We start from the raw sequence: 23,921 nt of genomic DNA, 5'->3' as shown, positions 1-23,921 counted from the left end.
CGGATGACGAAGGTTCAACCCGACTGGCTCGCGCTCGCGACGCGTTTCGCGCAACTGCCCGACGCGCAGCGCGCGGTCTTCATCGACAAGCTCGGCGCGGCCGGCATCGATTTCCGCGTGCTGCCGATTCCGCCGCGCACGCCGCGCAGCGACCGCGTGCCGGCGTCGTTCGCGCAGACGCGGCTATGGCTGCATGCGCGGCTGATCGATGCGCCGGACGCGTACCACATCACCGAGCGCCTGGCGCTCACGGGCCCGCTCGACGGGCATGCGCTGCGTCTCGCGTGCGATGCGCTGATCGCGCGCCATGAGGCGCTGCGCACGACTTTCGACGAAGCGCAGGACGGCGTCGCGCAAACGATCCACGCGCCGCTGCGCTGCCCGTGGCGCGAAACCGATCTCGAAGCGCTGCCGGACGCGCAGCGCGTGCCGCGCGCCGAAGCCGTCGCGGCGGCCGACGAAGCCGAACCGTTCGACCTCGGTACCGCGCCGCTCGTGCGTGCGCACCTGGTGCGCTTCGACGCGACGCATCACTGGCTCGCGCTCACCGTGCATCACATCGTGTCGGACGGCTGGTCGTCGGGCGTGATGCTGGAAGAGCTCGCGGCGTTCTATCGCGCGTATGCGTCGGGCGAGCCGGTGCCGCTCGCGCCGCTGCCGATCCAGTACGCCGACTACGCGCTGTGGCAGCGCCGCTGGCTCGATGCCGGCGAGCGCGACCGCCAGCTCGCGTTCTGGCGCGAGCGGCTCGATCCGCAGCGCGGCGTGCTGACGCTGCCGGGCGCGGCCGCACGGCCGGCCCGCCGCAGTGCGCGCGGCGCGCGTCACGTGTTTTCGCTCGACGCGCGCATCGGTGCGCAGTTGCGCGCGTTCGCGGCCGCGTCGGGCGCGACGCCGTTCGCGGTGCTGCTCGCCGCGCTCGACGCGCTGCTGGCGCGTGCGACCGGCGACGCGCGGATCTGCGTCGGCGTGCCGGCCGCGAACCGCGAGCGCGCGGAAGTCGCCGGCCTGATCGGCTTCTTCGTCAATACGCTGGCAATCGACGTCGACGTGCCCGCGCACGGCGATTTCTCGTCGCTGGTCGCGCGTACGCAGCGCGCGCTCGTCGACGCGCAGATGCACCAGGACGTGCCGTTCGAGCAGGTGGTCGACGCGCTTGGCGTGCCGCGCAGCGCGAGTCACCATCCGCTGTTCCAGGTGATGGCCGCGTATGGCGAACGCCGCGCGCTGCCGCCGCTCGGCGCGGCGTCGGCCGCGTTGCTGCCGTCGGGCACGCCGTCCGCGAAATTCGACCTGACGCTATCCGTCGAAGCGACGCCGGACGGCACGTTCGACGCGGCCTTCATCTACGCGCTCGACCTGTTCGACGCGGACGCGATCGCACGGCTGGCCGCGCGCTTCGTCACGCTGCTGACCGATGCGCTCGCGCGCCCCGACATGCCGATCGGCGATCTCGACTGGCTGCCCGCCGACGAACGCGCGCAGCTTTTCGCATGGAACGCGCCGGCCGGCGCGACCGATGCCGAGCCTTTCGTGCCGGTGCACGTGCGCATCACCGCGCATGCGCACGCGCGGCCCGACGCACGCGGTGTCGCCGATATCGATCGCGCATTGACGCGCGGCGAAGTCGATGCGCGTGCCGCGCGCCTGGCGCGCCATCTGGTGGCGGCCGGCGTGCGGCCCGAGATGCGCGTGGGCGTCGCGCTGCAGCGCTCAGTCGATCTGCTCGTCGCGCTGATCGCGGTGCTGAAGTCGGGCGCCGCGTTCGTGCCGCTCGACCCGGCGCACCCGCGCGAGCGGCTCGCGCAGATCGTCGGCGATGCGAACATCGCGCACGTGCTGACCGACGCCGCGAGCGCCGCGTCGCTGCCCGAATTGCCGGAATTGCGCATCTGGCGCGCGGACGAAATCGATGCGCTCGACGAAGCCGCGCACGTCGCGCTGCCGGACGTGCTGCCCGGCCACGCGGCGTATGCAATCTACACGTCGGGCTCGACCGGCAAGCCGAAGGGCGTGATCGTCGACCATGCGTCGTTCGCGCGGCACTGCGCGGCGATCGCCGAGCGCTACGGCGCGGGCGAGCACGACGTGTTCCTGCTGTTCCAGTCGGTCAATTTCGACGGCGCGCACGAAGGCTGGTTTTCGCAATACATGTCGGGCGCCGCCGTGTCGGTGACGGCCGACGTGTTGTGGCCGCCCGCGCAGACCTGCGCGATGATGATCCGCGACGGCGTGACGATGACCTACGTGCCGCCGGGCTGCGCCGCCCAGCTTGCCGAATGGGCGCTCGCGCACGGCGCGCCGCCGACGCTGCGTTCGCTGACCGTCGGCGGCGAGGCGACGTCGCGCGAGGCGTTCGCGATGCTGCGCCGCGCGCTGCCGAACGTGCGCGTGGTCAACGGCTACGGCCCGACCGAAACGGTCATCACGCCGACGCTGTGGATGTTCCGTCCCGGCGACGATCTCGCGAAGCTCGGCGACGCCGCGTATCTGCCGATCGGCACGCTGGTCGGCGCGCGCACCGCGCACGTGCTCGACGCGCGACTGCATCCGCTGCCGGTCGGCGTGATCGGCGAACTGTATCTGGGCGGCGAGGGGATCGGCGTCGCACGCGGCTACCTCGACCGTCCGGCGCTGACGGCCGAGCGTTTCGTGCCCGATCCGTACGGCGCGCCGGGCGCGCGGCTGTACCGTACCGGCGACCTCGTGCGGCGCCGCGCGGACGGCGTGTTCGACTTCATCGGCCGCGTCGACCACCAGGTGAAGCTGCGCGGCCTGCGCATCGAACTCGGCGAAATCGAGGCGCAGCTCGCCGCGCACGACGCGGTGCGCGAAGCCTGTGCGGTCGTGCACGGGCAGGGCGCGCTCGCGCAGCTCGTCGCGTACGTCGAGCTGACCGCCGAGGCGCGGGCGGCCGCGCAGCCGGTCGAAGCCGCGGCGCTCGACGCGCATCTGCGCCGCACGCTGCCCGACTATATGGTGCCCGCGCAACTGATCGTGCTCGACGCGCTGCCGCGCAACGCGAACAGCAAGGTCGACCGTGCACGGCTGCCGGCGCCCGTGCGTGTCGAACGCGCGTACGAGGCGCCGCGCGACGGCGACGAAGCCGCGCTCGCGGCGATCTGGTGCGACGTGTTGAACCTGGAACGCGTCGGTCGCGGCGATCATTTCTTCGATCTCGGCGGCCATTCGCTCGCGGCCGTGCGCGTGGCGACGCGCGTGGCCGAACGGCTCGGCCGCGACGTGCCGGTGCGCGCGCTGTTCGAGGCGCCCGTGCTTGCCCAGTACGCGCTGCAGGTGGCCGACGCGCCGCGCGCCGCGCAGTCGGGCGCCACGGCGCCGGGTATCGCCGTGGCCAAACCGGACGCGCATGGCGTGTGGCCGCTGTCGCCCGCGCAGCTCGGCCTGTGGTTCCTGTGGCGCGCGCAGCCGGACAGCGCCGCATACAACATTCCGGTCGCGCTGCGCGTGCGCGGCCCGCTCGACGTCGATGCGCTGCGCGCGGCGTTCTCGGATGCGGCGGCCGTGCATCCGGCGCTGCGCGCGCGGCTCGTCGCCCGCGACGGCGCGCTGCCGGGTCAGCGGATCGACGCGGACGTGGCCGTCGCGCTGCCGGTGATCGACCTGTCGGCCCGAGCCGATGCGCTGGCCCGCGCGGCCGCGCTGACCGACGAGGATGCGCTCGCGCCGTTCGATCTCTTGGCCGACGCGCCGCTGTGGCGCGCTCGTGTGCTGCGGCTCGGTGCGAACGACCACGTGCTGTCGGTGACGATCCATCACATCGTGTCGGATGGCGAATCGATCGAGCTGTGGCTCGACGCGGTGCGTGCCCGCTATGTCGCCCGCGTGCAGGGCAGCGGCGCGCCGGCCGACCAAGCCGCCCGACCGGCCCTCCCGCTCGTGCTGCCCGCGCCGTGCCATCCGGCGCGCGTCGCGTACTGGCGCGACGCGCTCGCGGATCTGCCGTCGCGCGTGTTGCCGCAGCGCGCCGATGCGCCGGCCGTGCCGCAATGGCGCGCGGCCCGTATCGCGTTCGAATTCGACGCGCAACTGATTCGCGCGGCGCGCGACGCCGCATCGGCCTCGCACGCGACGCTGCCGATGCTGCTGCACGCGGCGCTCAACACCGCGCTGTTCCGTGCGACGGGCGCGGCCGACCAGCCGGTCGGCGTGCTCGCGTCGACGCGCGAGCTCACGGGCGACGCGGCCCGCGCCGCGCTCGGCCTGTTCATCAACTCGGTCGTCGTTCGTACGCGGATCGACCCGTCGGCGCGCCGCGCGGACGTGCTCGCGCAAGTGCGCGACACGGCGCTCGCCGCGTATGCGCATGCCGACGTGCCGTTCGCCGACGTCGTGGCCGCGCTGCGTGCGCCGCGCGCCGCGCAGGCCAATCCGCTGTTCCAGGTGATGTTCAACTATCTGCGCCCGACCGGCGCCGCCGCACGCGACTGGGCCGGCCTGTCGCTGGCCGGATTCAACGAGACGCGCCATCGCGTCGTGTTCACGCTGGAGCTGGACGTCGTCGAGCATCCGGACGGCCGCGTGAGCGCCGCGTTCTCATATGCGGACGAACTGCTCGCGCGCGATTTCGTCGACGCGCTCGTCGAGCTGTATCACGACGAGGTCGCGCGTTTCGCCGGCGCGTCGGAAGCGGCGCTCGGCGCACCCGAGGCGCGCGCAGCCGTGCACGGTGCGTTCGGCACCCACGCTCACGCGGCAGCGCCGGTCGATGCAACGCCGTCGCATGCCGCCGCCGCGCTCGCCGCGCTGTGGTCCGACACGTTCGCGACGGCCGCGCCCGAGCCCGATGCCGACCTGTTCGAAGCCGGCGCGACGTCGTTCGACGTCGTGCGCTTCGTCGACGCGGCCGGCCGCGCCGGTCACGCGCTGACGGTCGCCGACGTGTTCGCGGCGCCGACGCTCGCGGCGCTCGCCGCGCGGCTCGACGCGCGAGCGGAAACGGGACAGGAGGCGCGCCATGCTGGCTGAAGTGCGTCCGGACGGATTCACGATGCTCGATACCTACCGGCTCGCGTTCGCGGACGGCCTGTTCGCCGTGCGCGACGGCGCGGAGATCCGTGTCGCGCACGGCGACGGCATCGGCGCGCAGTTGCTGCGCGCGCAGCTCGGTGACGACGGCGCGCTGCGCCTCGTCGCGTACAACCATCGCGCGGCGCCGGCCGACCAGCGGCGGGCGCTGCTGGCCGCCCTGGCCGCGGTGTTTTCGGACAGCGCGCGCCACGCGGCGGTCCGGCTCGACCCGGCTGCCTGGCCGGCCGTCGCGCTCGATGCGTTGCGCGCGAGCGGCGTCCTCGCCGACGGCGGCCGCTGCCTGCGCGACGGCTGGGCGCAACAGGCCGACCTGTGGCGCGTCGGCCCGGCTCTGCCGTGCGCGACGCTGCCGACGATCACCGACGGCCGGCGTCATCCGCGCCGGCCGCCCGCACCGCGCGGCGACGTCTATGCGCGCGACCTGCCGGCGCTCGGCGTGCGCTTCACGCTGCGCGGCTGGCAGCCGGCCGAGGACGCCGAACGGCTCGCGCGCTGGTTCACGGAGCCGCGCGTGCGCGACGGCTGGCCGGGGGCCCAGCCTGACCAATGCGGTGCGCAAGGCCCGCAGGAAGCCGATCCGCACGTGACGCCGCTCGTCGGCTGTTTCGACGGCGAGCCGTTCGCGTATTTCGAGGCGTTCTGGCTGAAGGAGGACGCGCTCGCGCCGCACGTCGCGGCGCGCGACTACGACCGCGGGCTGCGGATGCTGGTCGGGGAGTCGCGCTGGCGCGGCGCGCACCGCGTGGCCGGCTGGCTGCCGTCCGTCGTGCATTACCTGTTTCTCGACGACCTGCGTACCGAAGCGGTCGGCTGTGCCGTTCCGGCCGGCCACACGCGGGTTGCCGACCATCTCGCGCGGCATGGCTTCGCGCGGCAGCGCCGTCTCGCGCTGGCCGACGCGCAGCCGCTGTGGATGCGCACGCTGCGCGAGACGTTCTTCTCCGGCCGTCACGTCTGACGGGCCGGATTCACCGACAAGGGAGCTGAGACATGCAGAGAGAAACCGTATTCGACCTGATCGGCGTCGGCTTCGGGCCGTCGAATCTGGCGCTGGCCGTGCGCCTCGCGGAGCGCGGCGGCGCGCACACGCTCGCCCATTGCTTCATCGAGCGCCAGCCGGAATTCGGCTGGCATCGCGGGATGCTGCTCGACGACTGCCGGATGCAGATTTCGTTTCTGAAGGATCTCGTGACGATGCGCGATCCGAAGAGCCGCTACACGTTCATCAACTATCTGTTCGAACGCGGCCGCCTGAACGAATTCATCAACCTGAAGAATTTCTACCCGACCCGCGTCGAATTCCACGATTACCTGAGCTGGGTCGCCGATGCGTTCGACGACCGCGTCCATTACAGCGAGACGGTGCTGGGGATCGAACCGGTGCGCGGCGACGGCGCGAAGATCGACGCGCTGCGCGTGCTGTCGCGCGACGCGGCCGGCCACGAGCGCCAGCGCGTCACGCGCGCGCTGTCGGTCGGCGTCGGCGGCACGCCGGCGATTCCGGATGCATTCGCCGCGCTCGGCCGCGACCGCGTGATCCATTCGTCGTCGTACCTGGCCGACATCGACCGGCTCGTCGCGTCGCCCGACGGCGAACGCCGCCGCGTCGCGGTGATCGGCGCGGGGCAGAGCGCGGCCGAGGTGTTCATCGACCTCGCGCGCCGCTTCCCGCACGTCGACGCGAGTCTCGTGATGCGCGCCGGCGCGTTGAAGCCGGCCGACGACAGCCCGTTCGTCAACGAAATTTTCAGCCCCGAATTCACCGACGTCGTCTATGCGCAGCCGCACGACGCGCGTCGTGCGCTGCTCGAGCGCTATCGCGACACGAACTACGCGGTGGTCGACCGGCCGCTGATCGAGCAGATCTACGAAATGCTGTACCTGCAGCGCATCGACGGCACGCCGCGCCATGCGCTGCTCGCGAACAGCGCGATCGAGGCCGCGGTGCGCGCCGCCGACGGCCGCATCGAGCTGACGCTGCGCGACCGGATGAGCGGCGCCACGCGCGTCGAGCGTTTCGATGCGCTCGTGCTCGCGACCGGCTATCGCCGCGACACGCATTCGGCGCTGCTCGAAGGGCTCGCGCCGCATCTGGGCGATGCGCTCACGCGCGGCGACGTGACGCGCGACTACCTGCTCGCGACGCCCGAGCACTTCGCGCCGCGCATCTACCTGCAAGGCTGCTGCGAAGACAGCCACGGCCTGTCCGACACGTTGCTGTCGGTACTGGCGCGCCGCGCGGACGAAATCTGCGCGTCGCTCGAAGACGGGATCGCGCTCGCCGAGGACGACGGCGCGGCCCGGGCAACGCAAGAAAAACGACCGAACAACGGGGTGAGCGCGGGCCGGATGGCTTTCGCTCTTTGACAAAGGCGCGGTCGGAGACCGCACGAAAAAGTGGAGCAGAAGAAGATGGAGTGGGCAACAGGCACGCGTTTGCGTGCGATCGCAGCCGCGGCAAGCGTGGCGTTCGGTACGGCGGCAGGGCACGCATACGCCCAGACGGCGCCGGCCGTGAACGCGGGCGCCGCGGCGTCGGCCAGCAGTGCGCAAAACGGCGCGACGGCGAATGAGTCGACCAGCGCGCAAAACGGCACGCTGCCGGCGATCACCGTCAACGCGGCCTCGGCAGGTGACGGCACGGTCGGGCTCGTCGCGAAGCGCAGCACGACCGGCACCAAGACCGACACGCCGCTCAACGAGATCCCGCAGACGATCAACGTCGTCACCGCGCAGCAGATCGAGATGACCGGCGCCACCGACGTGAACGCGGCGCTGCGCTACGTGCCGGGCTTCTCGTCGTACGGCTCGGACAACCGCTCCGACTGGTACGCGGCGCTGCGCGGCTTCACGCCGACCGCCTACGTGAACGGGCTGCAGGTGCCGAACACGATCAACCTCGCGAGCTGGCGCGTCGATCCGTACATGATCGACAGCATCAGCGTGCTGCGCGGGCCGACCTCGGTGCTGTACGGCGCGGGCGATCCGGGCGCGATCATCGACGTGCACACCAAGCTCGCCGACGGCGAGCGCGTGCGCGAAGCGGGCGTGCAGATCGGCAACTACGCGCGCAAGCAGTTCATGATCGACGTCGGCGACAAGCTCGATCCGGACGGCAAGTATGCGTACCGGTTCGTCGGCGTCGCGCGCGACGGCAACGCGCTGACGGGCCCGAACAACGACCAGCGCGTCGCGCTCGCGCCGTCGTTCCGCTGGCGCCCGGACGCGGATACGTCGCTGACGCTGTCCGCGACCTACCTGCAGGACTGGGGCGACATCTCGTCGAACTTCCTGCCCGCGCAGGGTACGGTGCTGCCGAATCCGAACGGGCAGCTCGACAAGGACGTCTACGGCGGCGACCCGAATTTCAACTACTACCGCAAGAAGCAGTGGTCGGTCGGCTACCAGTTCGAGCGCAACCTGACGCCGGCCTGGACGTTCCGCCAGAATACGCGGCTGATGCACCTGTCGCTCGACAACGGTTCGGTGTTCGGCAACGGCTTCGTCGACGGCAGCACGACCGACGTGTCGCGCTGGGCCGGCGTGTTCCAGATGAACTACAGCCGCTTCGACATCGACAACAACCTCGAGGGCCGTTTCGCCACGGGCCCGCTCCAGCACACGCTGCTGCTCGGCTTCCAGTACAACCGGCAGACCGCGACCGACAGCGAATGGCTGGCCGCCGCGCCGCCGCTGAACATCTACAACCCGGTGTACCAGCCCGTCACGACGGCGGTGTTCACGCCCGACGCGACGATCCGCACCAACACGTACACGACGCTGAACACGTTCGGCCTGTACGCGCAGGATCAGATCAAGTGGAACCGCTGGACGCTGACGCTCGGCGGCCGCGAGGACTGGGTCAACCTGCGGCAGGACGACCGCGCGGCCGGCACGTCGACGAAGGCCGATGTGACGGCATTCACGGGCCGCGTCGGCCTCACGTACCAGGGCGATTACGGGCTGTCGCCGTACGTCAGCTACGCGACGTCGTTCAATCCGCTGATCGGCGTGAACCTGGTCGGCGGCGGGCTGCCGCAGCCGACGCGCGGCAAGCAGATCGAAGCCGGCCTGCGCTGGCAGCCGCCCGGCAAGAACCTGATGCTGAACGCGGCGATCTACCAGATCAACCAGACCAACGTGCTCACGTCGGCGCTGCCGAGCCAGGACCCGACCGGCACGAAGTCGGTGCAGACGGGCGAGGTACGCTCGCGCGGGATCGAGCTGAGCGCGACCGGCAAGGTCACGCGCAACCTGTCGGTGATCGCGTCGTACGTCTATCAGGACGTGAAGAACGTGCAGGCCAACGACGTCTCGCTGAACAACTGGCCGGTCGATATCCCGCGGCCGCGCCAGATGGCGTCGCTGTGGACCGACTGGACGTGGCACACGGGGCCGCTCGCGGGCTTCGGCCTCGGCGGCGGCATTCGCTACCAGAGCGCGTCGGCCGGTGCGGCCGACAACTCGCTGACGGTATCGAGCGTCACGCTGTTCGACGCGGGCCTGCATTACGACATGCGTAACTGGCGCTTCGCCGTGAACGGGACGAACCTGTTCAACCGCCATTACATCAGCGGTTGCCAGTCGAACAACGTCTGCATTTTCGGGACCGACCGCACGGTTATCGCGACCGCGAAATACAACTGGTGACGTCGCGCGCCGCGGCTCGCCGGCCGGCCTTCGTGGCCGGCGCGGGCGGCCGCGGCGCCTTCGTCCGCTTTTCCACGACGCATCCATGCCGAAGAAAAATCTCGTCTACATCCAGTCGCTGCGCAACGGCGCGGCCGATCGTGCCGGCCAGCCGGTCGCTTATCGGGGCGGCACGCGCTACATGAAGGCGCCGCTCGAATTCCTCGTCGAGCGCCTGAACGATTCGCCGCTCGGCGAACGCTACACGCTCCAGGGCGTGATCGTCGACGACGACGAAGGCTCGCCCGCCGACCGCGCGAAAGTGGCCGACTACGGTTTCGCGCGCACCCCGGGCCGCCCGTGGATCCTGCCGGAAGGCCTGACGGTGCAGGGCAGACCGGTCGACGAACTGTTCTGCACGATTGCGTCGACGTACCGGCGGCTGCCGCGCGACGCGCGCGAGCGCGTGGCCGGCAAACAGGCGTTCGAGCGCCGCCTGCTCGAACGCCTGCTCGAACTCGAAGCGGACATCGTCGTGCTCGACGGGCTGCTCGTGATCCTCGACGAACTCGTGCGGCCGGGCGCGCGCTTTCACCGGCGCATCGCGAACATCCACCCGGGCATCACGGCCGACGATTCGCAGTACCAGCGGCGCGGCGCGTGGGCGACGCTCGACGCGCTGCACGGCGCGCGCGGCGAACGCGTCGACTGGGCCACGGGCGCCACGTCGGCGGTCGAACCCGTGACGATGACGGGTGCGTCGTTCCACTACGTCGACAACGGTATCGATTCCGGCGAGGTGATCTGCGACGTGCTCGACACGCCGATCGCGCCGGACGACACGATTCTCGAACTGCGCTGGAACAACTTCCAGCGCAGCCTGTTTCCGGCGCTCGAGCGCGGGCTGCACGTCCTCGCCGACCGCCACGACGCGGGAGCATTGTGATGCAAGACACGCTGACGAAACCGGCCGGCGCCGCCGACGCGGTCGAAGGTGAAGCGGCCGCCGCGCTCGACGGCGCCGCGCACGGGCAGGCGGGGGCCGTCGTCGAGCATGCGCTCGACGCATGGCGGCCCAACGACGCGCCCGACGCGCTGCTCGCGACGTTCGTCGCGCTGTTCAACACCGACACGCGGTACGACGCGGCGACGATCTCGGTGCCGCGCGGCGGCGCCGATGCGGCGGCCGTGGCGGCGTACGTCGCGCGTGCGGTGCGCGAGGGCGTGATCGACGGCGCGCAAGTCGCGGGCGACACGCTGCGGCTCACCGTGTCGCGCACGACGTTCTGGCAGAATCCGCGGCCGTGGCTGAAGGCGAGCGCGTCGGGCGGGATGCCGCTGCGCTACGCGATCACGAACGGCCATCGGCATCCGGTGCGGCCGCCGTCGCCCGCCGGCGAGATCTATGCGCGCCACATGCCGCAGGTCGGGATGACGTTCAGCCTGCGCACCGTCGACATCGATGCACACGCGGACCTGTTCAGCGGCTGGATGAACCTCGACCGTGTCGCGCATTTCTGGGACCAGCGCGGCACGCGCGACGAGCATGCGGCGTATCTCGCCGAACGGCTGGCCGACCCGCACATGCACCCGATGATCGGCTATTTCGACGACACGCCGTTCGGCTATTTCGAGTTCTACTGGGCGAAGGAGGACCGCCTCGCGCCGTTCTACGACGCGCACGACTACGATCGCGGGCTGCACCTGCTGATCGGCGATTCGCGTTTCCAGAGCGCGGGCAAGCTGCATGCGTGGTGGAGCGGGGTGCTGCACTACATGTTCGTCGACGAGCCGCGTACGCAGCGGCTCGTCGGCGAGCCGCGCGTGGATCACGTGCGGCATATCGCGTACATGCACCGGCTGGGGTTCTACACGCTGAAGGAATTCGATTTCCCGCACAAGCGCGCGGCGCTCACCGTGATCGAGCGCGATACGTTTTTTGACACTTTCCGGTTGCCTTGACGGGGCCGGGCACGCGGCGTCGCTGCGACGGTGCGCGCAGCCTTGCGATGCGCATGCATCGGCCGTCCGGTATATGGACCGCGCGGCCTGCGTCATGAAGAATGGGTCACTTCTCTCATCGACGACAGGCCGCCAGCATGAATCAGACATCCTCGACAACGTGGGACGCAACCGCGAGTTCGCCACCCGCCAAATTGACATATGCCGACATATGTCTAGAATGGGCGCATCGTACTTCCACGGAGTGGCTCATGCGCACCGTTTCCATTTTCAAGAACGCCCGTAACCAGGCAATCCGCATCCCGAAGGACATGGAGTTCGAGGGTGTCACGGAACTCGAGATCCGCCGCGAGGGCGATACGCTGCTGTTAAGGCCGGTACGTCCCACGTGGCTGTCGTTCGCGAACGAACCGCTGGCCGATGCCGATTTCCTTGCCGAACGCCCGGCCGTCATCGAGTCCGGTCGCTTCGATCTGTCCGGCGACGCCGACGCCCCGACGGAGTCCAACCGGTGACCACGCTCTACATGCTCGATACGAACATCTGTTCGTTCATCATGCGCGAGCGGCCACCCGTCGTGCTGTCGCGGTTGCAGTCGTGCGTCAACGCGCAGCACCGGATCGTCGTGTCGGCCGTTACCTACGCCGAGATGCGCTTCGGCGCGGTTGGCAAACGAGCGTCCCCGAAGCATGCGGAACTCGTGACGGCCTTCGTTTCCCGGCTGGATGGCGTGCTGTCGTGGGATTCCGCGGCGGTGGACGCCACGGCCGCGATTCGCGCGGCGCTCGCCGTACGCGGCACGCCGATCGGCGCAAACGATGCGTCGATCGCCGGGCATGCGATCGCGGCCGGTGCAGTGCTCGTCACGCACAACGGCCGCGAATTCGGCCGTGTCGCGGGGTTGTCGCTGGAGGATTGGGCGGCATGAATACGTCGGGCTGCAAGTGCGATGCCGTCGCCGCTGCTTGGCGCATCATGCGTGCGGCGCAGGCGAATCGACGAGAAACGCGCGGCGGAACGCGTCGAGATACCGTTCGGCGTCGTCGCTGAATTCGCCTGGCAGCAGCGCGAACGCGCGAGCGAGCAGATCCTGGCGGAGTGCCGCATAGGTTGCTTCGTCGGACAGCAATGCGCGGATGGCGTCGCGCGTTTGCGGCAGGGCGATGCGTTTCGCATCCCGCGCGAGCAACCCGGCTGCGGCAAGACCGGGCTGGAACGCATGTGTCTCGAGCAGATCGGCCGCCGCGTCCCAGATGCGCTCGCGATTCCCGGCGTCATGATAGTGGCGCAGCAGAAACAGCAGGTCGTACGCGTCGCTGTTCTGGCGCGCGCGCCGATCTTTCCACGCGAGCAGCTTGAGCAGCGCGAGGGCGGGCAAACGGGCGACCGGCACCACGGTCCGCGCGTCGATCGATACCGGCTGCGCCGTGTCGACCGCTTCCTGGAAGCCGAGCACGTTCAGGACGAATTCACCGGCCGGCGGCCACGCGATCTCGCCCGGCGGCGCTTCGAGCGGCCCGAACGGCACGAGATCGAGCTCGGTGCGAAAGCCCGGCATGCCGCTTTCGAACAGCAGTTTCTGCTGTTGTTTCGGTGCTCGCGTGAATCGCCCGGTCGCGACGAGCGCATCGACGAGCTGCGCGTGGAACGGCCAGCTCACCGCGCATACGGCAACGTCGACGTCCCGCGTCGCGCGCGCCGGCCGGATGCCGTGGACATGCCACATCAGAATGTCGCGCGCGGTTGCGCCGGCCACGACGAAGGCCGCGTCGAGTTGCGCGCAGGTCGTGCCGACCGCTCGCAGCAGCGCGACCGCCGCCGGTTCGAGCGGCCGGCTCGCCTCGACTTCAAGCGGGCGGGTGGGTGAGGTATCGGTCATGGATCCGTTCGGCGGCAGCAAGGTTGCGGCTGTCCCCGGACGAGACGAGATCCGCATAGATCAGGAGCGGCGGCACGAGCGGCACATCCTGCTCGCCCCAGTCGAGCGCCGGCGAGCGCGGCCAGAACGCTTCGAGCAGCTCGACGTCGCCGTGCTCGTCCGGGCGCAGGCGCGCCTGCAGCAGCAGGCGGTTCGGCACGGCGCCGTGCGTATAGACGGTGATCGCCGCCGGCTTCAGGTCGTGCGTCAGCAGATCCGCCGCCGCTTCGCCGCCGAGCCGCGCATCGAAGGCGGCGAAATCGAAGCCGCGCCACCAGTCGGGTGCGATCGCGGCAAACCGCCGGGCCGGCAGTTTCGGGCGCAGGCGGCTCGGGTACAGCGCGACCCATTCCTGCAGGAAGCGCGGCCAGTCCGGCATCAGCCTTTCGCCGTTGCGCCGCTGCGCGACGAGGCCGCGCGCGATCAAGTCGTCCATCGCGAGATTGACCGTGCCGAGCGCGACGCCCGACGCGGCGGCGATCGCCCGGTACGGCTGTGCGACGAGGCCCGGCTGCGTCGCGAGCGCGAACATCACGGCGAGCCCCTTCGGCGTGGTCGCGCGCGACGCCTGACGGCGCGGCGTACGCGCAGGTTTCGGTCGGCCGGCGATCATCAGGGTGGCCTCCGGCTGGATCAGGCTCGCATTGCCGGCGGTATCGAGAAACGGGATGTCGTGCTCGGTCAGGCGGGCGGCCAGTTCGGCAGAAAAATAAGGTGCGACCAGCATCAGCGGCCGCTCGCCCGGCACCGGTGGGCCGCCGCGGCGACGCAGCGCCGCGAGCGCTGCTTGCAGCGATTCGACGCCGACGCTCACGGCTGCCGGCATCTCGAAGGTCTGCCCGGCGATGTCGAAGCGAATCATGGCGTCGGCGCGCGCCTGGTACGCCTGCGGCACGCGCACGGGCCGCGCGGCGAAGCGCCGGGTCGCGCGTCCGAACGCGGCACAAGCCTCGTCGAGCACATGCTGTTCCGAGATGGGGAGGGGGACGTTCGCGGGCATCACGGAGAATCGCTTGTTCACTGTTTTGTCAGCGTACACAAAAAATGTACAACCGTCAAAAAATGAACAAATCATTTCAACCCGTTGATGTAAAGAGATTATTCCGGGATGTTGGGCGACTGCCAACGATAACCTCCGTGTGAAAATCGAGCCGGAACACCCCGTGTCGGGCATGCCTGTCGCTAGCGGCAGTCGTTCGTATGGGATAGCCCATACGGGCGGCCGCGCTTTGCCCCGCGTCCTGCGATCGACCGACAATCAACGGTTGCCACCGCGACGACTTTCTGTCTGTCCGGTTGCTGCTCAACGAACTATCCTTGCCTGCACGTTCCCCACTGGACAACAGGAGACGACACCGTGACGCACAGCGTGATCCCCGCAGGCCTTGCCGACGAAATGATCGAGATCCGGCATCGCATCCACGCCCACCCCGAACTGGGTTTCGAGGAATTCGCGACGAGCGATCTCGTCGCGGAGCAACTTCAATCATGGGGCTACACCGTGCATCGCGGGCTCGGCGGCACTGGCGTCGTCGCGCAGTTGAAAGTGGGCGACGGCCAGCAGCGCCTCGGGCTGCGCGCCGACATGGACGCGCTGCCGATCCACGAAACGACGGGCCTGCCGTACCAGAGCACGATCGCGGGCAAGATGCACGCGTGCGGCCACGACGGCCACACGGCGATGTTGCTCGCGGCCGCGAAGCACCTCGCGCGCGAACGCCGCTTCTCGGGCACGCTGAATCTGATTTTCCAGCCGGCCGAGGAAGGGCTCGGCGGCGCGAAGAAGATGCTCGACGACGGGCTGTTCGAGCAATTTCCCTGTGACGCGATCTTCGCGATGCACAACATGCCGGGCTTCCCGACCGGCACGTTCGGTTTCCTGCCGGGGCCGTTCATGGCGTCGTCGGATACGGTCGTCATCGACGTGCAGGGCCGCGGCGGACACGGCGCGGTGCCGCACCGGGCGATCGATCCCGTCGTCGTGTGCGCGCAGATCGTGCTGGCGCTGCAGACGATCGTGTCGCGCAATGTGTCGCCACTCGACATGGCGATCGTCACGGTCGGCGCGATCCATGCGGGCGACGCGCCGAACGTGATTCCCGATCGCGCGCAGATGCGCCTGTCGGTGCGTGCGCTGAAGCCCGACGTGCGCGACCTGCTGGAGACGCGCATCAAGGAGGTCGTGCATGCGCAGGCAGCCGTGTTCGGCGCGACCGCGACGATCGACTACCAGCGCCGCTACCCCGTGCTCGTCAACGATATGGAGATGACGGCGTTCGCGCGCGGCGTCGCGCGTGAATGGGTCGGCGAAGCCAATCTGATCGACGGAATGGTGCCGCTCACCGGCAGCGAGGATTTCGCGTTCCTGCTCGAGAAGCGGCCGGGCTGCTACCTGATCATCGGCAACGGCGACGGGGAGGGCGGCTGCATGGTGCACAACCCCGGCTATGACTTCAACGACGCGGCGTTGCCGACCGGTGCGTCGTACTGGGTGAAGTTGGCCGAGGCGTTTCTGGTGTGACGGACGAGGCTAGACAGCGTGGGTCTCCTGAGCAGGCAGAGCACCATCACCGTGATCTGAGCGGCACCATCGAAGCGCTGCGCGCGGCAAAAAAACGGGGCGAACTTGCGTCGTTCGCGACGGGTATTTTCGCTACCCCGCTCGATCTCACGTTGTGTTTTACCGTGAAACGGATGACGCGATCGATGTGATTCGGCTCCTGCATCAGCGAATGGACATCGAACGGCATCCGTAGCCGCGCCCGTCGAATGCCGTAGTCGCTACAAAGCGACGCTCAAAGCCGACAGGATGCCGCCTCGATGCAGGCGCGGCATTGATCCGTTCAGAGCACGTCCCCGCTGAACAACGCCACGACCGCATCCGGATTCGACGGCCAGTACATGTGCATGTACGTCGCGACGATGGCGCCGCTGCGATAGACGGCTTCGCCGCCGCCCGGCGTGCCGTCGGGGCGCGTGGCGTTCGCAATCGGCACCAGCGGCGTCGCGAGCCGCGAGTAGTGAAACGTATGCCCGCGCATCGGCCCCATGCGCGTATCGAGCTGCTGCATGCCGAGCGCCGCGAACCGGCGTTGCATCGTCGCGTGGCCCGGCAGCACGCCGAGCATCGGCGTCGTCGACCCATCCACATCGGTCAGCGATTCGCACAGATACACCATCCCCCCGCATTCCGCGACGATCGGCCGGCCGGCGGCCGCATGCGCGCGAATCGTCCGTGCGGTCGCGGCATTCCCGGCAAGCGTCGCCGCATGCAGTTCCGGATAGCCGCCCGGCAAAAACAGCGCGTCGCAATCGTCGGGCACGGGTTCGTCGGCGAGCGGCGAGAAGAATCGCAGCTCGGCACCGAGTGCGTCGAGCAACGCGAGATTCGCCGGATAGATGAACGAAAACGCCGCATCGCGCGCCACCGCGATCCGCTTGCCGGCCAGCGCACGCGGCAGCGGCGCGGCCACGTCCGGTTCCGCGAATGTGACGGCAGGCGGCAACTCGGCGAGCGCGGTTTGCGCGAGCACGTCGGCCGCGCGGTCGAGCCGCGCATCGAGATCGTCGATATCGGCCGGCTGATGCAGGCCGAGATGCCGCTCCGGCAGCGCGATGCCCGCGTCGGCCGGCACGTATCCGAGCCAGCGCAGGTCGCCGGGCAACGCTTGTTGCAGCAACTCCGCATGCCGCGCCGAGCCGACGCGGTTGGCCAGCACGCCGTGAAACGGCAACCCCGGCCGGAACCGCGCGAGCCCGAAGGCGATCGCCGCGAACGTCTGCGCCATCGCCTTCGCCGAAATCACCGCGACGACCGGCACGCCGAACGCGGCCGCGAGATCGGCGCTGCTCGGCGTGCCGTCGAACAAGCCCATCACGCCTTCGATCAGGATCAGGTCCGCGTCGCGCGCGGCTTCGGCGAGCAGCGCGCGGCAGCCGGCCTCGCCGACCATGCCGAGATCGAGCGCATGCACGCTCGCGCCGCTCGCGCGTTCGAGCAGCATCGGATCGAGAAAATCGGGCCCGGTCTTGAACACGCGCACGCGGCGGCCGAGCCGGCGGTGCAGCCGCGCGAGGGCGGCCGTCACCGACGTCTTGCCCTGGCCCGACGCGGGCGCGCTGACGAACAGCGCGGGGCAGGCCGGCATGCTCAGAACTCCACGCCGCGCTGCGCCTTCACGCCTTGCTCCTTGTACGGATGCTTGACGAGTCGCATTTCGGTGACGAGATCGGCCGCATCGATCAGCGCATCGGGCGCGTGCCGCCCGGTGACGACGACGTGCACCGACTCCGGTCGAGCCGTGAGCGTCGCGAGCACTTCGTCGAGCGGCAGGTATTCGTACTTCAGCACGGTGTTCAGCTCGTCGAGGATCACCATCCGGTAGTCGCCGCTTTCGATCATCCGGCGCGCCTCGTCCCAGCCTTTGCGCGCGGTCGCGATGTCGGCGTCGCGGTTTTGCGTGTTCCACGTATAGCCGTCGCCCATCGTCACGAAATCGCATTGCGCGACCGCACCGAGGAAGTCGCGCTCGGACGTGTGCAGCGCCCCCTTGATGAACTGCACGACGCCGAGCCGCATGCCGTGGCCGAGCACGCGCACGGCCATCCCGAACGCGGCCGTGCTCTTGCCCTTGCCGTTGCCGGTGTGGACGATCAGCAGGCCTTTCTCCTGCGTGGCGGCGGCCTGCTTCTTCTCGTGGCCGGCGCGGCGGCGTTCGGCCATCCGCTGATGGGATTCGGAATCGGTCTTCATCGGGAATCGTCCTGTCGAAAGCGAAACAATGGGTTCAAAGCGGGCCGGCGAGCGCGACCGTCACGCCGTCCCGGATGGATTTGGGGCCGAGCAGCCGGCCATGCGGCGCCGCGAGCCGCGCGCACGGCTCGGCCACGCCCGCGACGCCGAAGCGCGCCAGCACTGCGTCGGAAGGACCGCTCGCGGCCAGTTCCGGACGGCTCGCGAGTTGCGCCGCATCGAACGCGACGAGCGGCCAGCCACGGCGCGCGCACAGCGTGCGCAGCGCACGGGCGCGCGCCTTGTCGGCGAGCGTCGCGACGAGCGCCGGTTCGGCGCCCGGATGGCGCGCGAGCGCGGCGCGGATCGCGGCATCGAGTTGCGCGGGCGTGACACCTGCGCGGAAGCCGACGCCGAGCGCGACGCGCATCATGCGCGGCCGCCGAACGCCGCACGCACCGCCGGATCGTCGGCGAGCGCGGCTACACGGCCGATCACGACGATCGCCGGCGAACCGATGCCGGTTTCGCCGATGCGCGCGACGAGCGTATCGAGCGTCGCGAGTACGTGGCGCTGTTCGGCGCGCGTGGCGTTCTCGATCGCCGCGCACGGCGTGTCGCCGGGCAGGCCGCCGTCGCGCAGCGCCGCGGCGATCGCGTCGAGCCGGCGGATGCCCATGTAGATCACGATCGTCATGCGGGTGGCCGCGAGCGCGCGCCAGTCGGGCTCGTCGGCGCCCGCGCCGTGGCCCGTGACGAAGATCACGCCTTGCGCGTCGCCGCGGTGCGTGACCGGGATGCCGAGCGCGGCCGGCGCGGCGATGCCGGCCGTGATGCCGTTGACGACTTCCACCGGAAAACCTGCCGCGCCGAGCGCGATCAGTTCCTCGCCACCGCGGCCGAACACGAACGGATCGCCGCCCTTGAGCCGTGCGACGCTGCGGCCCGCGCGCAGGTGCGCGAGCATCGCGGCGACGATCGTCTCCTGCGGCGTCGACGCATGGCCGCCACGCTTGCCGACGTGCTCGATCGACGCATCGGCGCGCGCATGGCGCAACACGTCGGGGTTCACGAGATCGTCGACGAGCAGCACGTCGGCCGCGCCGATCACGCGTACGGCCCTGAGCGTGAGCAGGTCGGCGTCACCGGGGCCGGCGCCGACGAGCCAGGCGCGGCTCATCGCGCGCGGCACGGCGCGCACCGTGTCGAAACAGTGGAACAGGGCAGGCGGGCGGCGCATCGGCGGCCGGCGGGCAGGCAGTGCATGGCGGATCGGGGCGAAACCCGCGCGAACGCGGGTGGAATGCGCACCCGATCCGTTCCCCGCGGATCGGGCGTTCGGCGAGCAGTGCGCTCGCCCCTTGCGTCGGCCGGTATCCGGGCTGGCCGCTTGCCAGGCCGCAGCCTTCCCGCCCGGCTGAAGGGCAGTGGCATCGCGGGCGGCCTGGGCGCACGCGCGGCTGAGCGCGTTGCGCGGGCGGCGTACCGTTGCGGGGACAGCACAGGCCGGGCGGATCTTCGCCTCCTGTTTCCCGTTTAACTGCATGCACGGAATGCGCATGCGAGCACCGAACGCGGCGCATACGATAGCACACGCGTGCGCCGCGCGAGCGGCCCCGGCGCGCCCGCGGCGCGGGGCGGCGGCACCATGCACGCGGTCAGAACTTGTACGTCGCCGTCAGCGTGAACGTGCGTGGCGCGCCGGGCATGATCTGCGCGACGCTCGTCGCATTCGCGTAGTAGTCGCGATCGGTCAGGTTGACGGCCGCCAGCGTCACCTCCAGGTCGCGCGTGCGATATCCGGCCTTGCCGTCCCAGCGCACGTAGGCGGGCAGTTCGAGCAGGTTGTCGCGATCGGCGTAGCGCGCACCTTCGTACACGAGCCCGAGTTCGGCGAAAAACCCGCGCAGCGGCGCATGACCGACGAACAGGCTGCCGTTCGACGCCGACACGCCCGCCGACCGCTTGCCCGCGTACTTCGGTTCGGCGTCGACCACCCGCGCGTGTTGCCAGCCGATGCCGCCGCGGACGAACCAGTCGCCCGTGAGCCGGCCGGCGACGCCCAGTTCCATACCGCGATTGCGCTCGAGGCCGGTGAGATCGAAGAATCCCGGCCGAACCGGGTCGGCGACGCGGCGGTTGTACAGATCGAGCTGAAACAGCGCGAGCGTCGTGCTCAGCGCGCCGTCGCGCCAGTCGCTTTTCACGCCGATCTCGTATTGACGCGTGTATTGCGGGCCGAGATCGTTGGCGTTGCCGCGCGCGCCGGGCGTGATGCCGATCAGGTCGCCGCCGACCGGCGCGAAGTTCTTGCTGTACGACGCATACAGGCTGTGCGCGCTCACCGGCGACCACACGACGCCGAGCCGCGGGCTCCACGCCGTCGTCGTGCGCCGTGCATGCAGATCGTTCAGCGCGTTGGTCGAATCGACGTCGAAGCGTTCTCCCCGCACGCCACCGAGGAGCTTCCATGCTCGCCCGAAGTCGATGCGATCCTGCGCGAAGATCGCGTAATCGCTGACACGGTGGCGATTCATCGCATACGGACGCGGCGTCGAGCCGGCCAGGGCGAGACGATCCGGTCCGGTGATCGGGACCGGCGCCGCGTCGGCCTGCCAGAGCGTCGGGGCGCGTTTCTGCCAGCCGTATTCGATGCCGAACAGCAGGTGATGCACGCCCGGGCCGGTCGCGACCTTGCCGCCCAGTTCGACGCCGGTCTGCACGTTCAGATGCGTCATGTCCTGAAGGTAGCGCGCCCGTTGCACGCGCCGGTAGTCGCGCGGCTTCGTGACGTAGCTTTGCGTGACGTAGGTGTTGTCGAAAGTGCTGCGCAGATCCAGCACGCCCAGCGTATGGCGCAGTTCCCAGCCGCCATCGAACGCGTGCGTGAAGACCGAGCGCCAGTTCATGTTTTCGTCGCGGATGGTGTCGCGGCCCGCCGCGCCGAAGAAGGTCGCGCGCGGCGCGGACGGCAGCGCGTACGCGAGCGGCTTGCCGGCTGCATCGACCGCGGCGACCGACGCCGGCATGCCGCGATCGGGCACGCGCCGGTACGTGTCGTATTCGAACTGCAGCAGCCAGCTTCGCCGCGCGTCCTGCCATTTGATCGACGGCGCGACGTACTGGCGCGTGCCGTCGACGTGGTCGCGGAAGCTGCCCGCGTGTTCGCGTCCGGCATTGAGCCGCACGCTCCATGCGCCCGACAGCATCCGGTTGAGATCGACCGACGCGCCGAGTCGTCCATAACTGCCGGTCGCCGCCGACACATGTCCGAAGTTTTCCGGCAGCGGCTGCTTGGTGATCCGGTTGATGACGCCGCCGCCGCTGCCGCGCCCGTACAGCGCCGCCGCCGGCCCCTTCAGCACTTCGACGCGTTCGATGTTGCCGAGACTGCGCACGTATTGCGCGTCGTCGCGCATGCCGTCGAGCAGCAGGTCGCCCGCGGCGGAAAAGCCGCGAATGCGGAACGAATCGAAGCGCGTGTCCGACGTATTGGACACACCCGGCACGCCGGCCAGCGCGTCGGCCAGCGTGCGGCCGCCATAGGACAGCGTTTCCTCGACCGGCACGCTGTCGATCGTTTGCGGGACGTCGCGCGGATCGGTCGCGGTGCGCGTCGCCGTACTCACGCTTTCGGCGCGCGGATCGTTCGGATGACGGCGGCTGCGCACCTCGAGCGCGGGCAGTTCGTCGTCGAACTCGGCCGCCGGGGCAGGAAAGGAGGCAACGCCGGCGATCGAGCACAGCGACAGGGCGAGCACAGGAAAGCGCCGCCCGGATATCTGTCGTTTCGACATGAAAATTTAAGGATGACTGAGTGATTGCCTCACATTGCCGTTGCGCGGTGGTTGCGTTGTTATCGGGTGAAGTTTATCTCGCTTAGTTGAAAACGACAATCATTCGCGTTCGCTGCGCACCGCTCGCCTTGACGCTCCCGGCCCCGCCGCCTACACTCGCACGCGTTTTGGTGCTCGCGCGCGCCGCTCCGGCGCACGCAGTTAAACGGGAAACAGGGAGCCTGCCTGCACCGCAGTCGAGCCAACCTGTGCTGCCCCCGCAACGGTAAGCGAACGCGTCGCGCGCAAGCGCCACGCAGCGCCGCTTCGCCGCATGCCCTGCGCATGCGGACGACCGCCACTGGATGCCGCGCATCCGGGAAGGCGAAGCGGCGTGTTCGTCAGCCCGGATACCGGCCTAAACATTGGGGTTCAGCGCCGCGGGGAGGCGGCGCATCGTCCACGGCCGCAGCAGGTCCGACGCCCGGTGTTTCCCGCTGTCACCTCCGATCCGCCGGCGCGCGAACGCGCCCGGCCGGCACGGCGAACGGCGCGACGCGGGCGGGGCAGGCAGCAGCCGTGTTGGCATTCACGATGTCGACCGTTCGCAAGGAAGCACCATGCCCGATTCGTTGTTCCGCCCGTCCCGCGGCTGTCCGGCCGGACTGCGCGGCGACCTTCGCGCGTACCGTCCCGTGAATGGCCGCGCCGCCACCGACGCGACGAGCCCGTCCTGATTCCCTCTTCGACACCGGACCTACCATGACCCTACGCAAGCTGCCCGTCACGATCGTCACGGGCTTTCTCGGCAGCGGCAAGACGACGCTGATGCGCCACATCCTGCAGCACGCCGAAGGCCGCCGCATCGCGGTGATCGTCAACGAATTCGGCGAACTCGGCATCGACGGCGAAATCCTCAAGGGCTGCGGCATCGGCTGCGACGAGGCCGACGGCGCGCAGGGCGAAGCAGCGGGCCAGCTGTACGAACTCGCGAACGGCTGCCTGTGCTGCACCGTGCAGGAAGAGTTCTATCCGGTGATGGAAGCGCTCGTCGAGCGCCGCGCGGACATCGATCACGTGCTGATCGAGACGTCGGGCCTCGCGCTGCCGAAGCCGCTCGTGCAGGCGTTCAACTGGCCGACGATCCGCAACAGCTTCACGGTCGACGCGGTCGTGACCGTCGTCGACGGGCCGGCCGCCGCGAGCGGCCAGTTCGCGGAAAACCCGCAGGCCGTCGACGCGCAGCGCCGCGCCGATCCGAACCTCGACCACGAATCGCCGCTGCACGAACTCTTTGCCGATCAACTGTCGTCCGCCGATCTCGTGATCGTGAACAAGGCCGACCTCGTCGGCGACGCCGAATTCGCGCGGATCGAAACCGCGATCCGCGAAGAAATTCCGCCGCAGGTGAAGATCGTGCGTGCGACGCGCGGCGAGCTCGATCTCGCGATGCTGCTCGGCCTCGAATCGGCGTCGGAGGAAACGATCCACCTGCGTCACGACCATCACGGCTCGGCCGACGACGGCGATCACGATCACCATCACGACGATTTCGATTCGGTCGTGGTGTCGGGCGACGCCGGCACGCGCGAAGCGACGATCGCCGCGCTGCAGCGTGTGGTCGAAGCGCACACGATCTATCGCGCGAAAGGCTTCGCCGCGCTGCCCGGCGCGCCGATGCGGCTCGTGATCCAGGGCGTCGGGCGCCGTTTCGACAGCTATTTCGACCGCCGCTGGCAGGACGGCGAAACGCGTGCGAGCCGCTTCGTGCTGATCGGCGAGGATCTCGACGCGGCCGAGCTGCAACGCGCGTTCGACGCCGCGTGCGCGGCCGAGCCGCAACAGGCGTAACG

The 23,921-nt window shown here is 69.8% G+C and carries 17 protein-coding genes, 1 pseudogene and 2 riboswitches; of the genes and pseudogenes, 11 read left to right on the top strand and 7 right to left on the bottom strand.

Annotated features, from left to right (window positions below):
* The first annotated feature begins 3 nt into the window (after positions 1–3).
* From KPB06_RS16515 to KPB06_RS16480, 8 genes are all read left to right on the top strand, one after another.
* The gene (locus KPB06_RS16515) at positions 4–4,989 is read left to right on the top strand and encodes a non-ribosomal peptide synthetase (RefSeq protein WP_104012155.1); all 4,986 of its coding nucleotides are present in this window, start codon (positions 4–6) and stop codon (positions 4,987–4,989) included.
* A complete protein-coding gene (locus KPB06_RS16510) occupies positions 4,979–6,010 on the top strand; it encodes a GNAT family N-acetyltransferase (protein WP_104012154.1) in 1,032 nt (343 codons plus the stop codon). Before KPB06_RS16515 ends, KPB06_RS16510 begins: the two co-directional genes overlap by 11 nt.
* Before the next feature lie 32 nt (positions 6,011–6,042).
* Positions 6,043–7,419, top strand: a complete 1,377-nt coding sequence (locus tag KPB06_RS16505; RefSeq protein WP_104012153.1) for a lysine N(6)-hydroxylase/L-ornithine N(5)-oxygenase family protein — start codon at positions 6,043–6,045, stop codon at positions 7,417–7,419.
* Between the two features lie 45 nt (positions 7,420–7,464).
* A complete protein-coding gene (locus KPB06_RS16500) occupies positions 7,465–9,702 on the top strand; it encodes a TonB-dependent siderophore receptor (RefSeq protein WP_104012249.1) in 2,238 nt (745 codons plus the stop codon).
* An 85-nt stretch (positions 9,703–9,787) separates the two neighbouring features.
* Positions 9,788–10,627, top strand: a complete 840-nt coding sequence (locus tag KPB06_RS16495; protein ID WP_275920498.1) for a formyltransferase family protein — start codon at positions 9,788–9,790, stop codon at positions 10,625–10,627.
* Positions 10,627–11,643 carry a GNAT family N-acetyltransferase gene (locus KPB06_RS16490; RefSeq protein ID WP_104012152.1) on the top strand — a complete coding sequence of 339 codons (1,017 nt, stop codon included), beginning with the start codon at positions 10,627–10,629 and terminating at the stop codon, positions 11,641–11,643. The genes KPB06_RS16495 and KPB06_RS16490 overlap by 1 nt, the downstream gene beginning before the upstream one ends.
* 251 nt (positions 11,644–11,894) lie before the next feature.
* A complete protein-coding gene (gene vapB / locus KPB06_RS16485; protein WP_059584333.1) occupies positions 11,895–12,158 on the top strand; it encodes a type II toxin-antitoxin system VapB family antitoxin in 264 nt (87 codons plus the stop codon).
* A complete protein-coding gene (locus KPB06_RS16480; protein WP_081066539.1) occupies positions 12,155–12,571 on the top strand; it encodes a type II toxin-antitoxin system VapC family toxin in 417 nt (138 codons plus the stop codon). The genes vapB and KPB06_RS16480 overlap by 4 nt, the downstream gene beginning before the upstream one ends.
* Positions 12,572–12,616: 45 nt before the next feature.
* Here the strand turns inward: KPB06_RS16480 and KPB06_RS16475 are convergent, their stop codons facing one another.
* Positions 12,617–13,522 carry a nucleotidyl transferase AbiEii/AbiGii toxin family protein gene (locus tag KPB06_RS16475; protein WP_104012151.1) on the bottom strand — a complete coding sequence of 302 codons (906 nt, stop codon included), beginning with the start codon at positions 13,520–13,522 and terminating at the stop codon, positions 12,617–12,619.
* On the bottom strand, positions 13,491–14,561 hold the full coding sequence (locus KPB06_RS16470) for a type IV toxin-antitoxin system AbiEi family antitoxin (protein ID WP_275906304.1): 1,071 nt from the start codon (positions 14,559–14,561) through the stop codon (positions 13,491–13,493). Before KPB06_RS16470 ends, KPB06_RS16475 begins: the two co-directional genes overlap by 32 nt.
* 357 nt (positions 14,562–14,918) lie before the next feature.
* Here KPB06_RS16470 and KPB06_RS16465 point away from each other — a divergent pair, with 357 nt between their 5' ends.
* Entirely contained in the window at positions 14,919–16,082 is a 1,164-nt protein-coding gene (locus tag KPB06_RS16465; protein WP_060318504.1) for a M20 aminoacylase family protein, read from the top strand.
* Between the two features lie 142 nt (positions 16,083–16,224).
* A pseudogene (locus KPB06_RS16460) lies at positions 16,225–16,317 on the top strand (type II toxin-antitoxin system RelE/ParE family toxin); the annotation flags it as partial.
* Between the two features lie 87 nt (positions 16,318–16,404).
* On the opposite strand, the gene KPB06_RS16455 reads toward KPB06_RS16460, so the two are convergent.
* The 5 genes from KPB06_RS16455 to KPB06_RS16435 form a co-directional block, all read right to left on the bottom strand.
* Positions 16,405–17,709: a cobyrinic acid a,c-diamide synthase CobB gene (locus KPB06_RS16455; RefSeq protein ID WP_275906168.1), complete on the bottom strand. Its 1,305-nt coding sequence runs from the start codon at positions 17,707–17,709 to the stop codon at positions 16,405–16,407.
* 2 nt (positions 17,710–17,711) lie between these two features.
* Positions 17,712–18,314, bottom strand: coding sequence for a cob(I)yrinic acid a,c-diamide adenosyltransferase (gene cobO, locus KPB06_RS16450; protein WP_059584089.1), 603 nt, complete (start codon positions 18,312–18,314; stop codon positions 17,712–17,714).
* A 34-nt stretch (positions 18,315–18,348) separates the two neighbouring features.
* Positions 18,349–18,726: a cobalamin biosynthesis protein gene (locus tag KPB06_RS16445; protein WP_099316395.1), complete on the bottom strand. Its 378-nt coding sequence runs from the start codon at positions 18,724–18,726 to the stop codon at positions 18,349–18,351.
* A complete protein-coding gene (gene cobA, locus KPB06_RS16440; RefSeq protein ID WP_104012247.1) occupies positions 18,723–19,472 on the bottom strand; it encodes a uroporphyrinogen-III C-methyltransferase in 750 nt (249 codons plus the stop codon). The genes KPB06_RS16445 and cobA overlap by 4 nt, the downstream gene beginning before the upstream one ends.
* A 171-nt stretch (positions 19,473–19,643) precedes the next feature.
* Positions 19,644–19,881, bottom strand: a riboswitch (cobalamin riboswitch).
* 69 nt (positions 19,882–19,950) lie between these two features.
* The gene (locus KPB06_RS16435; RefSeq protein ID WP_104012149.1) at positions 19,951–22,089 is read right to left on the bottom strand and encodes a TonB-dependent receptor; all 2,139 of its coding nucleotides are present in this window, start codon (positions 22,087–22,089) and stop codon (positions 19,951–19,953) included.
* A 151-nt stretch (positions 22,090–22,240) separates the two neighbouring features.
* Positions 22,241–22,504, top strand: a riboswitch (cobalamin riboswitch).
* A gap of 326 nt (positions 22,505–22,830) precedes the next feature.
* Here KPB06_RS16435 and cobW point away from each other — a divergent pair.
* Positions 22,831–23,919, top strand: coding sequence for a cobalamin biosynthesis protein CobW (cobW, locus tag KPB06_RS16430; protein WP_104012148.1), 1,089 nt, complete (start codon positions 22,831–22,833; stop codon positions 23,917–23,919).
* The last annotated feature ends 2 nt before the right edge of the window (positions 23,920–23,921 follow it).

Origin of the sequence: Burkholderia semiarida, assembly GCF_029268935.1 — a bacterium.
Taxonomy (GTDB): Bacteria; Pseudomonadota; Gammaproteobacteria; order Burkholderiales; family Burkholderiaceae; genus Burkholderia; species Burkholderia semiarida.
Note: the sequence above shows the minus strand (reverse complement) of the source record. Positions and strands in the feature narration are given on the sequence as shown.